We start from the raw sequence: 15,391 nt of genomic DNA, 5'->3' as shown, positions 1-15,391 counted from the left end.
CGATTATCTGGTTTTCATTGGATCAGCTTTGCCACCTTCGGCGACCATGACGCTGCCGAGCTTTCCTAAGCCGGTCAGCCTGCCGCCTTCCTTGACCGTGACTTTGCCGGAGACCTCCCCGTCAACGACAAGCAATCCCGAGACGGAAATGTCACCGGTCAAAGAGCCGGTCACGCGCAACTGCGCCCCTGACGCGACTTCCGTCACGCCGGAATAGTTGTTCCTGCCGCTCAGCGTCAGCTTGCCGCCGGCGACAACGAGGCCGCCGCTCATGCCGCCGGCGTCATCAAAGTCCGCTATGGTGCCATCAAATTGCCCGTTGGCTTCTGTCAGGATCAGTCTGCCCGCACCCAGATAGACATTGCCTTTACCGCTAAGGTTGCGAATGGCCGTATCGTTCATGGAGTGCGCCACTCCCCAGGGCTTCAGGTGGTTTCCTTTCTGATCGATGTTGAGCACACCGTCGACCATGACGCGCGAGGAATGCTCAATGCTGCCCGGCCCGGCCAGAGTAAGATACCCATCGGCCGCGATATGGGTTGTGCCGGTGTAGGTATTGGCCCCGGTCATGCGCACGTCGGCGTCCTTCTCGATCGTGAAGTCGCCGGCGCCGGAGATGATGCCGGCTAGTCCGAGCCATCCTTTGCTTCCAGCAGCGCTGGTCGCGCGATTCAGCTGCACTTGATCCTCGGCAGCCGCGTCTGTCGTGAAGTTAGCAGCGCTGACAAAATAGGGTGAATATGCGGTCGTCCTGTTTTCCAGATCATACATTACGGAGTTGGACTGAAAGAAGGGTATGCCGACAGTAACTCCATTGCCGTCACCCTCATTGCTTTGGCGATCGATAACGATGTCGCTGTATTCATTGTTGTTGAAACTATCTTCAAATCCCAAAAACTTAAAATTGCTTATAGTTGAATTATATTCATTAAGCTCGAATCCTCTCGATCGAAGCTTATTTAAAACTTCTTCTGAGGTAATGGAGACAAAGGTCGACGTTCCTGTATCCAATAAAACAGGCCCACTGAAATCAACCGATTGCTTCTTTCCCTTATGATCAAAAGAAATTGTATAACGGTAAGACCCTTCTAACTCATTGGATGCGTTCGCGCCTGATCGTGGAAATTTCCTCTGAGCGTCTTTGTAGTCCAGCTTGCCCCACGGGGTCAGGGCCGTGAACTGAGACCTCAGACTGGGGGACAAATTCAGCGTTAGGCAGGGAACGCAGCCCGGTGTGGTCTTCTTTTTTCCAAGATTTGCATTGGCGGAGACCACATAGCCGCTTTGGGTTTGACTGCCGGGGGCAGTGGTCTGGTCTCCTGCAAAGATAAAATCGCCAGCTCCAAAGATGCCGCAAAACGTCGTCGAACCACCGGGTTCGCCGTTCTGCATGCTCTCGCGAGCATTAAGATCCGCATAGACCGGCGTATCGCCATGGTAGCCCACGGGCTTTTGCGTCAATTTCAAATCCTCGAGGTCGCCGAAACCCTTGGTGTAGACGTAATCCACCACCCGAGCAGCGCCAAAGCCGCCGTCGAGGGTTACGACAGGCTTTGAGGGATCATCCGGATCGTAATAGGACAGGCTGTCGAAACGGACCTGTTGTACCCAATCGCCATAGGTGCCGTCTCCATAGGGGTACATTTCAGGCTTGCTGCCGGGCACCGGCTTTATGCCGGGGACACTCGAATCGATCTCCGCGTTGAACTCATCCGACCCGGTGTCGAATTCGTACAGACGAGGCTTGGCACCATTGATGCCCACCACGATCCCGAGTTTGTGATAGATGACTTCATCACTGTCGGTTCCGTAGTCCCTGACATGTTGCAATGGAATGGGCATCGGGTCGGCAGCCTGGGCAAGGCCGGTCTGGCCGTTCTCATCGGCCACGGCAGGTACGGCAGGTGATGTGTTCGCTGCCGGACCGGGGCAGCTCGGATCGCCTTCCTGGCATTTCAGGTAAGCCTCGAAGTCCTTGACCCGGGATTGCGTCAGGCTGTCCAAGCAACTCGCAATGAGCGTTGGAGCTACGCTTCCTCCAGCCGCTCCCGCGGTCTGGAAACTGCACTCCGCGTCGCGAAATTTGACCCAATCGCGCTGTGCTTGAACGAGAAGCGCCTTGGTATCCGCATCGTCCTCCATGCGGGCTTCGATCTGCTGGTAAAGCTCGTTGAGCTTGTTGTCGGATTTCCTGGACGCGGCATCGGCGCACGCGTTCGGGGCGGCCTGATCCTTGGCGGCGCACTTGTCCTGGGCAAATGCGAAACCCGGCATGGCCAGAACCATGGCAGCGGTCAGCATCGCGGTCTTCATCGGTTGCCCTCTGTTTAGAACCGCCGGCCCGGTCGGCTGCTAGTTGGCATCGTCATCATCCGATCCGTCAGCGTCGTCGGTACTGTCATCCGACGCATCGTCATTCGTGCTATCGTCGTCGGTGTCGGTGCTATCTTGGTCATCATCACCGGCCGTTGAGTCTTCATCGTCGTTCTGATCGGTCGAACCGTCCTGATCACCGGAATTATTGTCGTCGGTATTGTCATCCGAGCTATCATCGTCGGTGTTGTTGTCGTCATCGCCATCGTTCTGATCGCTCGAATCGTTCTGATCATTGGAACTGTCGTCGTCGGTGCTGTCGTCCGAGCTATCGCCATCGGTGTCCGCGTCGTTATCGTTGGAATCGTCATCCGCATCGGAAGTCGCGTTGGCGTCTGGACTGCTGTCGCCGGGCTGCGAGTCGTCTTCGCGATAGCTCGTGTCATTGAGACTTGTCTCCATCTCGTCGTCATACTGATCGACGATCTGCGTCCACTCCTCTCGATTGTCGACGCTCGTCCATTGCGAGATATTGTTGATCGAGACGTTGGTGTTGAAGTTGTTGACGGTGATGTTGGTGTTGACCTCGACGACATCTGCGACTTCTGTCCCGCGGTTCACGCCAAACAGGAAACTGGTGGCGCTCACGGCAAGAGCGGCCCAAACGAGTCTGTCGACATCGGTCGGCGTCGAAATCGGTTGATGCCGCACTGTGGCAAGCACGTCACCCGGCCGGATGCCTTGCCGTGCGGCGACGCCGTGCGGTGAAACGGCCAAGACATACACCCCGCGAAGTTTGGGCGGGATCTGGTAGCGGTGGCGAGAGGCATGATCGATCGGTATCAGAACCGCATCAAGAGCCCTGGAGACATAGGGTTTCGGCAGATCATACTTGCTGGCATAGGCAATATTGATCGTCTGCGGGACGGCAACGCTGACGACAGCCACCATTTTCACTGAAGTTGCCAACGCACGGGCGAACTGCACGATCAGTCTGGATTTTCGAAGAGCGAGCATTTTTCTACATCCTTCCGCAGGCGCCGGTGGCTAGAACAAGACGTCGAGCTTGGGTTGAAGCCGTTCTCGTGGACGCCCAACTGGCCCCGATAGGAGACGCCCAAGGCTGCGGTCTCAGTCATGTCGAGATCGAGGCCCCGCCTTTCTGATCGTCGTGAAGGGCTGAACCCTGTTGCGGGAAATGAACACCGGCCTTCCTTCCTCTATCGACATCAGTCGTTAATGGCGGTGATCCTGATCGTCTGCTGTTCGCAGGCTTGGTTGCTGCAAATGCCGCTGAACCAGATTTCTCCATCGCCGATGGAAACGCCCTGCCAGTTCGCAAAAAGCGTCGCGTAGGTTTGCTTGGTCACAGCACCCTTCACCTTCGGGGTGATAATCTGGTCGCAATCGGTCAAGAACTGCTTCTGATCCTTGATCTTCAGGGCCTTTCCCTTGATGCGGGCCTGGAACGGATAGGCGACCAATGCGGCAACGGTCGCCTTGTCATCGGAACCGACCGCTTTTTTCAACTTGTCGAAGAAGGTCTGGTACGGAGCATGACTTCCGAACAGCGTGTCCAGGTTGCCGTTCACCTCCGCAGCCGATTGCGCGGACGCTGATCCGGTGCTGATTGCTGAGATCATCCCCAACGCAAAGAGAAAAGCGTGTCTTCTGGCCATTGTTCGAATCTCCTCGATGTGTGAACCCTTGACGGTCATGCAGTCCTTGATCAGTTTCTGCTGATCCATGCCTTTTCGATGCCATTTGCTATGCCGGCGCCACCGCGGCGATCGCCAGCGATCATCACCGTCATTCCGTAACTTCGTCGGCAAAACACTTTGCCAGGTCTTGCGGCGCTCCGAGTTTCTTTGCCCAGGATACGAGTTCAGGCTTTTCCGATGGGTCGGCATAGCCGCCCCATACGTCGCGAAACTGCTTCTTTCCGTTGACTGTCTGGAAGAACATCACGCCGTCATCGCTCACCGGCGTGGAGACGTAGGCGGCACTCCAACTGCCGCTCTCCATGATCGTGATGAACTTCGCCTGAGCGAGCTTGAACTTTTTGTCCAACGCGGAGACGACGAGAGGGGCATACTCCTGCTTGCGCGCCTTCGTCACTTCGACCTTTACACCGTCACAGGCGCTATTCGCGGCGAAAGCGGACGTCAGCGTCATTCCCAGCCCCGCAAGGCCGACCATGACGATTTTGGCAGGCCGACGGATGAGACCGTTCAATTCAGACATGAGTGGCTATCCTCTTCCTTGTTCGTTGCAGGGGCCATCAATCGGAATCGTCATCGCCCGATGAACTATCGTCGTCCGATGACCTGTCATCGTCTGGCGCATCGACCTCGCAGCCGATGCCGCGGCAGCCCTGGTAGTTGCCTTGGGTATCGAAGTTGGGATTGCCTTCCTTGTCGTACTGCGGTCTGTCGTCGATGCTTTGATCCCCGTCATCAGGATCGTCGACTTTACACCCCAGCCCACGGCAGCCGATGTAACGGCCCCGCGTATCGAAGTTGGGATTGCCATTCCTGTCGAACTGCGGCCGGTCATCAATCTTTCGGTCCCGTTTATGAGACCGATCAACCATGCAGCCCGACCCGCGGCAGCCATCGTAGCCGTCGTCGGTGGTACATCCGGCGATCGCCATCAAAGCAGTGGCCAGGGTCGCATAGATTACGAATTTCATGGTTCATTCCTCCGACTGCCTGGCGGCTGGGGGATCGTTCGTATCCGAAGACTATTGCAGGCGGCGGTCCCCGCTCGTATCGGCCGCCGCGAAGTCCTTCATCACCCGGTTTATGAATTCGTCCCGACTGACACGGCCGTTCCCGTTCGCATCGGTCGCTGCGAACTGATCGGCGTTCAGGACGTCGGCGGTTTCGGCTTGGCTGAGAGCGCCGTTATTATCGGCGTCCAGCTTTTCGAAGGCCCTGGTCATGAAGGCCTGATACTCCTGTCGGTTCACCGCGCCGTTGTCATCGGTATCAAGTTGGTCTTGGTGACCCTCGTACATGGACTGCTGTGCCGTGGCCGCGCCGGCGCAAAGCAGGAGCAAGGAAGCCGTGGTCGCGATTATGGATTTCATTGTCTTGTCCCTTTCTTCTCGTCTCAGCCGCAGGCAAGACGATTGCCGAGGTAGCCACCACCGCCGATGCCAATCGCGGAACCGATCACACGTCCGGTTCCACCACCAATGGTGCTGCCGATCAGGCCGCCCACGATCGCGCCACCGACAGTACCGGCGATGCAGCCGAACTCGCTGTTGCGCGCCTGAACTTCCGGGTTGGATGACGACTGGCACGCCGTAAGCGCGAAAGTGCCCGCGAGCACGATTGCCAAGGTTGATTTCCTCATCGCTTTTCCTGATCTGATTGCTGATTGGTGCCATCCGCGGAGGACAGAGCTTCGCCGGCCTCGAAAGAGCCAGACCGTGGCCCATGCATTCGAAGACTTAGTCGCTGGCTGTCGTGATCTCTTACGTCGAGGGGAAACGCTCCCCACGGGGGGCCGCATTAGCGAATATCGATTTCCCTCTCCATGCTTCGCGCCCGTCCGCCCAAGCATGCCAGCAACCAACTAACGCGGCTGCTGTTGCCAGAAAGTTGCATCCGAAGTCGGCGTATGGCAAGGAAAAATTGCAGTATCGCGGGTTGAATTTTGCAAATGCTTAATAATTCAGAACCAATGCCGGCTATCTTAGCAGATACTGAAATTCGATTCACAGCAATGAACCAGCACAGAAAATCGACATTATTCCATTGGCTGTATGTTGTTACAAGTAATATACCACGTTGTTATGCATTTACGCAGATCGAAAAAAGCCAATGGCGAAATCGCTTCTTATACGATTGCCTGTATCCTGATCTATTGTCGGTATTTTTTTTTGACCGAGCCCACCCGGTTGCGCAGGTCGAAAGAAACGCTGCTCACTTATTCGAGTTTTTTCAACGCTGCGGCGTGCCACATAGAGGCGCAGTGGGGGTGCCGCGGCCGCGTTGTGAGCATCTTCCCAGCCGGATTGTCATCGGGTAGCGTCCAGGGGCGGCACGTGAAGGCGCGCTCTTTGGCGAACGCACTGCTGCACCTTCAGCCGTTGCCCGTCAGAAGATAGGGCTGGTGCTGCCTCGTGGACACCGCCGGCAACGTCAAATCGGTTGAGGCCGTCTGATCCGCTCTGGTCGACGAATTCGCAACCAATCTGACGATGCGCCTTCGCTGCGGACATGACGATGTTTGGGCGGCCAGCCGCGATGAGCGGTTTGGAGGCCTGGTTAACCGCGCGCCTGCCTCACCCCAGCCCGATCCGCTTGGCGCCTTGCCGGAACAGCGCCTCGGCGTCCGGCTCGAAGCGGAAGGTGCCGATGAAATCGTCGGCGCAGTAGTTCGGCAGCATCTTGCGCAGCGCAGCGGCGAAACTTCGTGCCTCGTCCAGCCGCCCCGCCAGCGCAAGGCAATGCGCGGCAATCGCCAGGATGATGGCATGGGCGTTAGGACGCGCGGCTGCTTTCAGCGCCCATTCGGCGGCTTCGTCGAACTGGCCGAGCCGGACATGCGACATCGCCCTGGCGCCCAACATGCCGAACAGCAGCGGATCGAAGGGACTCAGATGCCTGGAATGATCGGACGAGCCGATCGCAGCTTGCGGGTCGCCGGACTGCGAATGGACGAACGACAGCGCATAGTGGCCGAGCGCGAAATTCGGGCTGAGGTCTACGGCGCGTTCCAGCTCGATGAGGGAGCCGTCCTGCTCGCCGCGCAGCCACAGTGCCCGCCCCATGGCCCAGTGCGCGGCCGGATTGTGATCGTCGACGAGAAGGCTCTGGCCGGCTGCCTCGAAGGCCAGGGCGCTTTCCTGGTCGCGGTCGCCCCAACGCTGGAAGGCATTTTGCCAATGGGTGAAGGAGAGCCCGGCATAGGCGCGGGCGAAGGTCGGATCGAGCTTCAAGGCTATGTCGAAAAAATGCCGGGCCTGCTCGTTTTCCGTGCGGGTGAAGCGATACATGTGCCAGAGACCCCGGTGGTAGGCTTCCCAGGCGTTCAGCGAATTGGGCGCCTTCAGCATGGCGCGGTTGCGCTCGACCGTCTCGATCTCGGTCGAGATCGACGAGACGATGCTGTTGCCGATATCGTCGAGCACGGCAAAGATGTCGTCCGGCTTGCGCTCGAACGTCTCGGCCCAGACGATCCTGGCCGTGCCCACTTCGACCAGTTCGACCGCGACGGCGACGCGACCGGCCTGGCTGCGTACCGTGCCGGTGGCGACATAGTCGACGTTGAGCCGCCGGCCGGCATCTTCCGGCGCAATGTTTTTTTCCGCGAGCGCAAACACCGAGCCGCGCGCGATGACGAAAAAGTCCCTGAGCTTGGCCAGGCGGGTGATGATGTCGTGGGTCAGGCCGTCGGCCAATCCACCGCGCGGGCCGCCAGGACAATCGGCTCCCTCGACGAACGGCATCACCGCAAGCGAAGCTTTCCGCGGTGCAGCAACATCGGAATGGGGAAGCACAATTGACGCGTGGGGGGCCGCGGGTACGAGTGGAGGTCGCGCCCAGAGCGTCGCTGCGGGTCGTTCGCCGCGGATGGTCCGCCATGCCTCACGAACGGGTCCGAAATCCAGATCCTCCGAAGCAAACAGCTGCGCCGCGGAAGCGAGATGTTCCTCGCACGCGTCAAACTGGCCGCGCTGCGCCAGCCCTTTCAGAAGAGCCACATGTGCGCGCCCGTCGAACGGAGCGAGTTCCAGCCATTTGTCCAGATGCGAAGACATTTCGTCGGCATCCGCCGGAAGCTTGTTGACGAGATGTTCCAGGATTGCGGCGTGCCAAGAGCTGAAGCGGCGGCGCTGAGCGATCAGCCAGCTGTAGAAATGCGGGCTGCGGTCGATCTCCAGCCCATCGAGAAAGTCGCCGGCGAACATTCCGGAAAGAGCCTGCAGCCGCTCTAGACCGAGCGTCTCAACGCCCTTGGCGGCGGCCGAGGCTATGTCGACAGCGTCGACGGAAGCACCTCTCAGATCAAGCGCGATCGTGTCGCCTGGTGTCTCGACCCTGCGATGATGCGGTTCATCGAGGATGCCTCTAAGCTTGCTCAGGCACCAGCGAAGCTCGCCGCGCGGGTCGTTCGGCACATCCCACAAAAGCTCGCAGAGGCGGCTGCGGCCGACCGGATGCGGCGCCAGCGCCAGATAGGCGAGCAGCGCACACAGCTTGCGCGATTTTGGGAGCTGGATGATGATGCCGTTGCATGCGATCGTCAGCGGTCCGAGCAGACGCACGGAAAGACCGGCCATCTCGCCGCCGAGGCTCGATCGGGCGGATTCCACGTAAGTTTCCACGCCTGCTCCCACGCTGGCTAGTCGGCCTTTGTTTTATCACCAAACGCGACACGGTGCATCCGGCAGCGAATTCCCGCGCCGGATGCTGGCATTGCCGGGAGGCAAATGTAGCGCGGCAAGGTCTCGAAACCTCGCCGCCCAAGCCACCGGTCTGTAACCGGCCCGTGACGACAAGAGACAACGAGAAATCGAGGAGATCGACATGTTGAATCAACAGAAAATCAGAACCACCGCCGGGCGCGGTCGCCTGTTCGACAGCATTCTCGACACGGTCGGCGATACGCCGGTGATCCGCATCAACAATCTCGGACCGGACCACGCCACGATCTACGTGAAGGCCGAGTTCTTCAATCCCGCCGCCTCGGTAAAGGACAGGCTGGCGCTCAACATCATCGAGGAGGGCGAGCGCAGCGGCGCCTTGAAGCCGGGCCAGACCGTGGTCGAGGCGACCAGCGGCAACACCGGCATCGGCCTTGCCATGGTCTGCGCCCAGAAGGGCTATCCGCTGGTGGTGACGATGGCCGACAGTTTTTCCATCGAACGCCGCAAGCTGATGCGCATGCTGGGCGCCAAGGTGGTGCTGACGCCGCGCGCCCAGAAGGGTTTTGGCATGTACAAGAAGGCGGTGGAGCTCGCCGAAGCCAATGGCTGGTTCCTGGCCCGCCAGTTCGAGACCAAGGCCAACGCCGCCATTCACGAAGCGACGACGGCGCGCGAGATCATCAACGATTTCGCCGGCTCGCGGCTCGACTGCTTCGTCACCGGCTACGGCACGGGCGGCACCGTCGCCGGCGTCGGACGCGTGCTGCGCCGCGAGCGGCCGGAGACCCGGATCGTGCTCGCCGAACCGGCCAATGCGCAGCTTATCGGCAGCGGCAAGCCGCAGCAGCGCGGCACCGGCGGCGCGCCTGCCGCCAGCCATCCGGCCTTCGAGCCGCATCCGATCCAGGGCTGGACGCCCGACTTCATTCCGGACGTGCTGCAGGAGGCGATCGACGCAAGCCTCTATGACGACGTGGTGCCGATTGCCGGGCCCGAGGGCATGAAATGGGCCAAGGCGCTGGCGCAGAAGGAAGGCATTTTCACCGGCATCTCCGGCGGAGCGACCTTCGCGGTGGCGCGGCAGATCGCGGAAAAGGCGGCGCCCGGCTCGGTGATCCTGTGCATGCTTCCCGACACCGGCGAACGCTACATGACGACGCCGCTGTTCGACGGCATCGAGGCGGAGATGGACGCCGAGGAGACTGCGCTTTCGCAGTCGACGCCCGGCTGCCAGTTTCCGGCGTGACGGCGGCACATCGGGAGCGGCCTGCATGGACACGAAGCCTGGATTGGCCGTCACGGCCAGCGAGGAAACGCTTGACCCCTCGGACTGGGCCGACGTGCAGGTCCTGTCGCATCGGATCGTCGACGATGCCGTCGCTTACCTGCGCGATGTCAGGGAGCGTCCGGTGTGGCAGGAGATGCCGGTTGATGTGAGGGCCTTCTTCACGGCGCCGCTGCCGCGTTCGCCGGCTCCGCTGGCCGAGGTGTATGGCGAAGTAACCAGGAGCTTGATGCCCTATCCGATGGGCAACGTCCATCCGCGTTTCTGGTCCTGGTATATGGGCTCGAGCAATTTCACCGGCGCGCTCGGCGATTTCCTGGCGGCGATCCAGGGCTCCAATCTCGGCGGCGGCAACCATGCCGCCGCGTTGATGGACAACCAGGTCGTCGACTGGTGCAAGGAAATGATGGGCTTTCCGCAATCGGCCAGCGGCACGCTGGTCAGCGGCGGCTCGATGGCTAACATCATAGGGCTGACCGTGGCGCGCAACGCCAAGGCCGGCATCGACATACGCGAGCACGGCGTTGCCGGCATCGACGAGCCGCTGCGCTTCTACGGCTCCGACCAGCTTCACTCCTGTCACCGCAAGGCGATGGAGGCGCTCGGCCTCGGCAACCGGGCGCTGCGTCGCATCCCGAGCGATGCCGGGCTGCGGATCGACATCGCTGCGTTGCGGGCGGCGATCGCCGAGGACCGCGACGCCGGCTTCAAGCCGGCCTGCGTAATCGGTACGGCCGGCACGGTGAACACCGGCGCAATCGACGATCTCCTGGCGCTGGCTGACCTGGCGGCAAAAGAAGATCTGTGGTTTCACGTCGACGGCTGCATCGGCGCTCTGCTTGCGATTGCGCCGGACAATTCGCATCGCGTTGCCGGCATCGAGCACGCCCACTCGATCGCGCTCGATCCGCATAAATGGCTGCACGCGCCCTTCGAGGTCGGCTGCGCGCTGATCCGGGATGCCTCCGCGCATCGCGGCACGTTCGCGGTGACGCCGGAATATCTGGAATCGACGCCGCGCGGCCTGGCCTCCGGCCAATGGCTGCACGATTACGGCCTGCAGACGACGCGCGGCTTTCGGGCGCTGAAGGTGTGGATGGCGCTGCGAGAGCACGGCATCGAAAAGTTCGGCCGGCTGATCGACCAGAACATCGCGCAAGGGCATTATCTCGGTGCGCTGATCGAGGCCGAACCGGCGCTCGAACTAGTGGCGCCGGTGAACATCAACATCGTCTGCTTTCGCTACCGCGCCGATGGGTTGGACGCTGAGCGCCTGAAAGCGCTCAATACCGAGATCATGCTGAGGCTGCAGGAAGAAGGCATCGCCGCCATCTCCGACACGACGGTGCATGGCCAGCATTGCCTCAGGGTGGCGATCAACAACCACCGCACCCGGCGCGAGGATCTGGACCTGCTGGTGCGGGAGACGGTTCGGCTTGGACGGGAGATTTCAAGGCCTGGCGTTGCCGGCTAGGGATCCTCAGCCAACGCGTTGCTTCAGACAAATTAAAGCGCCCAAGCGTGTGGAGACGACCAATCGTCGAGGGACGGCGCCGCCCCTCACCTGCCTTCCGGCATCCCGTATAGTGACGGGAGAGGAGGGGCGGCGCAAACCTGCAACGTTTGCCCCTGTGCCCCGCAATGAGGCTACGTCTCGAGCCAGACCTTCTCGAAATGCTGCTCGAGCGACTGGTGTTGCTCGCAGCCATGCACGCCCTTGCGATAGGTGCGATAGACCGAGCGCCAGTAGGGCTGGATGATGACGCCGGAATCGCGCAAATTCTTTTCGATCTTGGCCATGAGCTCCTTGCGGGCGCCGGGATCGGGCATCGCCAGCGCCTTGTCGAGCAGAGTATCGAATTCCGGATTGGCATAGGCGCTCTCGTTCCAGGCGGCGCCAGACTTATAAGCGAGCGCCAGCACCTGGACGCCGAGCGGCCGGCCGAGCCATTCCGTGCAGGAGAAAGGATATTTGCTCCAGTCGTTCCAGAAGGTGGCGGCCGGCAGCACGGTGCGCTTGATCTTCAGCCCTGCCTCGCGCATCTGCGCCGCGATGGCGTCGCCGGTGCTCTTCTGCCAGTCGACATCGACCGAGATGAGTTCGTATTCGTGGTCGGCCTTGCCGGCCTCGGCGAGCAGGGCCTTGGCTTGATCGGTGTTGCGGACGGCCGGGCCGATATCGGCATATTCGGGATGCATCGGCCCGACATGATGGTTCTCGGCAGGCTTGCCGCGGTTGTCCATGCCGATCTTCAGCACGGCGGCGTTGTCGACGGCGAGCTGGGCGGCGCGGCGCACCTTGATGTCGTCGTAGGGCGGGTTGCCGATGTTGAAACGCGCGACAATCGTCGAGCCGGTGGCGATCTCGGAATTGCTCAGGCCCATGGACTCGGTCTGCACAACCGTGTCGGAGGCGGTTTCATGGTCGGTGTCGATCTCGCCTGATTCGAAGGCCGACAGCATCGCATTGGGGTCGGAGCCGTAGTCGACCCATTTGATGCCATCGAGATAGAACTCGCCCTTCCACCATGGCTTGTCTTTGCGGCGGACTTCGGCGCCGACCTCGGCGTCCCATGCCACGAGTTCGCACGGCCCAGTGGTGATCGCCAATGCCTTCAGCGGGTCGCCGTCGCCTTCATAGCTGCGGTGCATAATCAGCGCCGGATAGTCGGCCATGCCGGCAATCAGCGAAATGTCGGGCTTCGGCAAGTTAAGCCGGACGGTGAAGTCGTCGACACGCTCGATGCCGCCGGCGACGGGCTTCTTGGTATCGGCGTTGACCAGCGCGCCCATGCGCGCGGCGACCGAATTGCCGGCGACGGACGCATCGCACCAGCGCGTCAGATTGTGGATGACATCGTCGGCGTTGAAGGTGTCGCCGTTCGACCAGGTGATGCCCTTGCGGACATGCAGCGTCAGCACGCGGGCGTCGTCGCTGGTCTCCCAGCTCTCGAGCAGCCATGGCTCGAAGGTGAAGTCGCGCTTCCAGCGCACCAGATATTCGTTGCACTGGCGGGCGACGTTGGACATCTCCACGCCGTCGAAAGTGCGCGGATCCTTCCAGCCCTTGACGTTCATGGCGACACGCAAGATGCCGCCGCGCTTCGGTTCCTCGGCCCTGGCCGGTGACGGCGCAAGCCCGCCAAGCACCAGCGCGCCGGCAGCGCTGACGCCGAACGCAGCCATGGTGGCGAGATATTCGCGCCGGTTCATCTGCCCTTTCTTGAAGCCGTCGGCGACGGGCTCGGCCTGCGGATGCAATTTCCGGTCGGTCAGCATGAACTTCATCGTAAATCCTCCCTGTCGGGCCGGCGCATCGCGGATGCGGGTCCCTTACGTGGCGTGATGATAGGGCTGGCCTGACCGCATCAGTGTTCGGGTTTCCGCAGTTGTTGTGCGCTGTTCCGCGACAGTGGAGCTTGGAGGATGGTCCCCGTCACTCCGGCCAGTCACCCCCGCCCAGTGCGGCTATTGCCGCGATTATGCGCTCGAAGGCCTCGCCTGCGCGCGGCACGATCTTGCGGGCGCGCAGGAAGCTGTGCACCAGCCGCGGTTCTTCGCGCCACCATGCCATGCCGCCGGCGGCAAGGATGCGGTCGCGATAGGCCTGGCCGTCCGACGACAGCGGGTCGCATTCGGCAGTGATGATGGCCGTCGGCGGCAGGCCGGAGAAGTCGCTATCGCCGAGCGGCGAAAATGTCGGGTCGTCCGGCGACTGCGCCGGGCCTCCGCGGACATGGCGATAGAATTCGACGTCGCGCAATGTCAGCAGTGGCGCCTCGGCGTGCTCGATATAGGAGCCGGTGCGCGCTTTGCCGTCCAGGTCTGGGCCGTCTAGCTCGTCACCGCCGAGCTCGGGATAGATCAGCACCTTGCCGATCGCATGGCGAGGATGGCGGCGTGTCGCCTGTGCCACCGCAGCGGCCAGGTTGCCGCCGGCGCTTTCGCCGCAGAGCACGATCGGCAGGCCGGTCGTCGCCGTTGCCCATTCGAATACGGCCAGCGCATCGTCGAAGGCGGCCGGATGCAGATGTTCAGGCGCCAGCCGGTAATCGGCGGACAGCACGGCAAAGCCGGTGCCGGCGCAGATCTCGGCGCAGATGTCGTCATGGCTGTCGAGCCCGCCAAGGACGAAGCCGCCGCCGTGATAATAGACGACCGCTGCCTGCGGCGCCGTTCCCGCCAACTGATAGCGCCGCACCGGGATCGCACGGTCGCCGGCAGGAACCGCGCTGTCGCTGGCCTTGACGCCGGGCGGATAGGGCTCGCGAAACGCCCGGCACATGGCATCATAGACCGCTCGCTGCCTATCGATCGGCATGTAGACGATCTCGGGCGGATACCACTCATTGACTCGGTCGATATAGGCCCACAGCTCGGGATCGAGCAGCGTTTGGTATTTTCCGCGCTCTGTTGTTTCTGGTCGATCGGCCTCTGTGATCATTGCGGGGCGCTCAGAGCTCCGCGTAGAGGCGGGCGGCGTTTTCGTAGCTGAAACGCAGCGGCACCGAGCCCTCGACCTGCCATGCTTCGACCGTCTCGCCGGCCAGCAGCCGGCAGGCGCCGCCGGTGGTGGTGACGGCACCGCCATAGAGCCGGTTGGCAAGGTTGAGGATGGCCGTCTGGTGCATCGCCGTGCTGCCGCTGCCGCAGGCATCCTTGACCAGCAGCACTCGAAACCCGAGCGCCACCGCATCCTTGACGGTGGCATCGATGCAGGCCTCGGTCCAGACGCCGGCAACGACCAGCCACTCGATGCCGTCGGCCTTCAGCCGCTCGGCGGCGGGCCCCGCGCGGAAGGCGCTGGCATCGGTCTTGACCAGCATCGTCTCGCCTGTCGCCGGGCCCACTTCCGCGCAGATCGCAGTCAGCGGATCGTCCTTGTCGGAAAACGCCGACTTGCCGTTGGCCTCGACCGGGTGGAACGGCCGCGCCGTGGCGAGATCGACGATATAGGCCCAGTGATACAAAGGCACATGATTGGCTCGTGCCGCTGCCTGCAGCCGCCGGACGTTGGCGAGGATGTCGCCATAGCCTTCGACCAGATAGCGCTTGTCCCGCCGATGCTCCTCCTGGAGATCGATGAACACCGCCGCCGCCTTGCCGCGCTTGATCGAGATCGGGCTTTTCATGCGGATACGCCTGCCTTCCCGGCCAACGCTGTTCCTTTCCGTGGGCTACCGCAAGCCGTGGAGATTGGCTGACTCCTAGCCAGCTTCGTCATCCCAGGGCGAAGCAGGAGCGAAGCTCCGTCGCGGAGACCCTGGGATCCATGCCGTGACCTTAGCCGAAGAGTGCAGCGGAGCAGAATTCTGCACGGCAGCAGCGCTCTGAAGTCACGGCATGGATCCTGGGGTCTGCGCCGCGTCGCTGCGCTCCTTGCTCCGCCCCAGGATGACGAAGCGAACGGT

At 61.6% G+C, this 15,391-nt stretch carries 13 protein-coding genes; 2 read left to right on the top strand and 11 right to left on the bottom strand.

Features of this window, described 5'->3' with window-relative positions:
• Positions 1-3: 3 nt before the first annotated feature.
• From NKJ40_RS14450 to NKJ40_RS14415, 8 genes are all read right to left on the bottom strand, one after another.
• A complete protein-coding gene (locus tag NKJ40_RS14450) occupies positions 4-2,313 on the bottom strand; it encodes a lysozyme inhibitor LprI family protein (RefSeq protein WP_352466596.1) in 2,310 nt (769 codons plus the stop codon).
• Between the two features lie 39 nt (positions 2,314-2,352).
• Positions 2,353-3,330 carry a PDZ domain-containing protein gene (locus NKJ40_RS14445; protein ID WP_352466595.1) on the bottom strand — a complete coding sequence of 326 codons (978 nt, stop codon included), beginning with the start codon at positions 3,328-3,330 and terminating at the stop codon, positions 2,353-2,355.
• A gap of 212 nt (positions 3,331-3,542) precedes the next feature.
• The gene (locus tag NKJ40_RS14440; protein ID WP_352466594.1) at positions 3,543-4,061 is read right to left on the bottom strand and encodes a hypothetical protein; all 519 of its coding nucleotides are present in this window, start codon (positions 4,059-4,061) and stop codon (positions 3,543-3,545) included.
• Positions 4,062-4,122: 61 nt separating this feature from the next.
• A complete protein-coding gene (locus NKJ40_RS14435) occupies positions 4,123-4,557 on the bottom strand; it encodes a hypothetical protein (RefSeq protein ID WP_352466593.1) in 435 nt (144 codons plus the stop codon).
• A 37-nt stretch (positions 4,558-4,594) separates the two neighbouring features.
• Entirely contained in the window at positions 4,595-5,005 is a 411-nt protein-coding gene (locus NKJ40_RS14430; RefSeq protein WP_352466592.1) for a hypothetical protein, read from the bottom strand.
• 51 nt (positions 5,006-5,056) lie between these two features.
• Positions 5,057-5,404, bottom strand: coding sequence for an EF-hand domain-containing protein (locus tag NKJ40_RS14425; protein WP_352466591.1), 348 nt, complete (start codon positions 5,402-5,404; stop codon positions 5,057-5,059).
• A 23-nt stretch (positions 5,405-5,427) separates the two neighbouring features.
• A complete protein-coding gene (locus NKJ40_RS14420) occupies positions 5,428-5,673 on the bottom strand; it encodes a YMGG-like glycine zipper-containing protein (protein WP_292658193.1) in 246 nt (81 codons plus the stop codon).
• Between the two features lie 934 nt (positions 5,674-6,607).
• Positions 6,608-8,608: a transcriptional regulator gene (locus tag NKJ40_RS14415; protein ID WP_352466613.1), complete on the bottom strand. Its 2,001-nt coding sequence runs from the start codon at positions 8,606-8,608 to the stop codon at positions 6,608-6,610.
• Between the two features lie 247 nt (positions 8,609-8,855).
• Between NKJ40_RS14415 and NKJ40_RS14410 the strand changes: the two genes are divergently transcribed.
• Positions 8,856-9,941 (top strand): PLP-dependent cysteine synthase family protein, encoded by a 1,086-nt coding sequence (locus NKJ40_RS14410; protein WP_352466590.1) that lies wholly within the window; start codon positions 8,856-8,858, stop codon positions 9,939-9,941.
• Positions 9,942-9,966: 25 nt separating this feature from the next.
• Entirely contained in the window at positions 9,967-11,454 is a 1,488-nt protein-coding gene (locus NKJ40_RS14405; RefSeq protein ID WP_352466589.1) for a pyridoxal phosphate-dependent decarboxylase family protein, read from the top strand.
• A gap of 173 nt (positions 11,455-11,627) precedes the next feature.
• Here the strand turns inward: NKJ40_RS14405 and NKJ40_RS14400 are convergent, their stop codons facing one another.
• From NKJ40_RS14400 to NKJ40_RS14390, 3 genes are all read right to left on the bottom strand, one after another.
• The gene (locus tag NKJ40_RS14400; RefSeq protein WP_352466588.1) at positions 11,628-13,268 is read right to left on the bottom strand and encodes an ABC transporter substrate-binding protein; all 1,641 of its coding nucleotides are present in this window, start codon (positions 13,266-13,268) and stop codon (positions 11,628-11,630) included.
• Positions 13,269-13,416: 148 nt separating this feature from the next.
• Positions 13,417-14,424 (bottom strand): alpha/beta hydrolase, encoded by a 1,008-nt coding sequence (locus NKJ40_RS14395; protein WP_352466587.1) that lies wholly within the window; start codon positions 14,422-14,424, stop codon positions 13,417-13,419.
• 10 nt (positions 14,425-14,434) lie between these two features.
• Positions 14,435-15,112, bottom strand: coding sequence for an isochorismatase family protein (locus tag NKJ40_RS14390; RefSeq protein ID WP_352466586.1), 678 nt, complete (start codon positions 15,110-15,112; stop codon positions 14,435-14,437).
• Positions 15,113-15,391: the final 279 nt, after the last annotated feature.

Origin of the sequence: Mesorhizobium sp. M0119, assembly GCF_040322615.1 — a bacterium.
Taxonomy (GTDB): domain Bacteria; phylum Pseudomonadota; class Alphaproteobacteria; order Rhizobiales; family Rhizobiaceae; genus Mesorhizobium.
The sequence above is the reverse complement of the archived record's forward strand: the minus strand, read 5'-3'. Positions and strand labels throughout refer to the sequence as shown.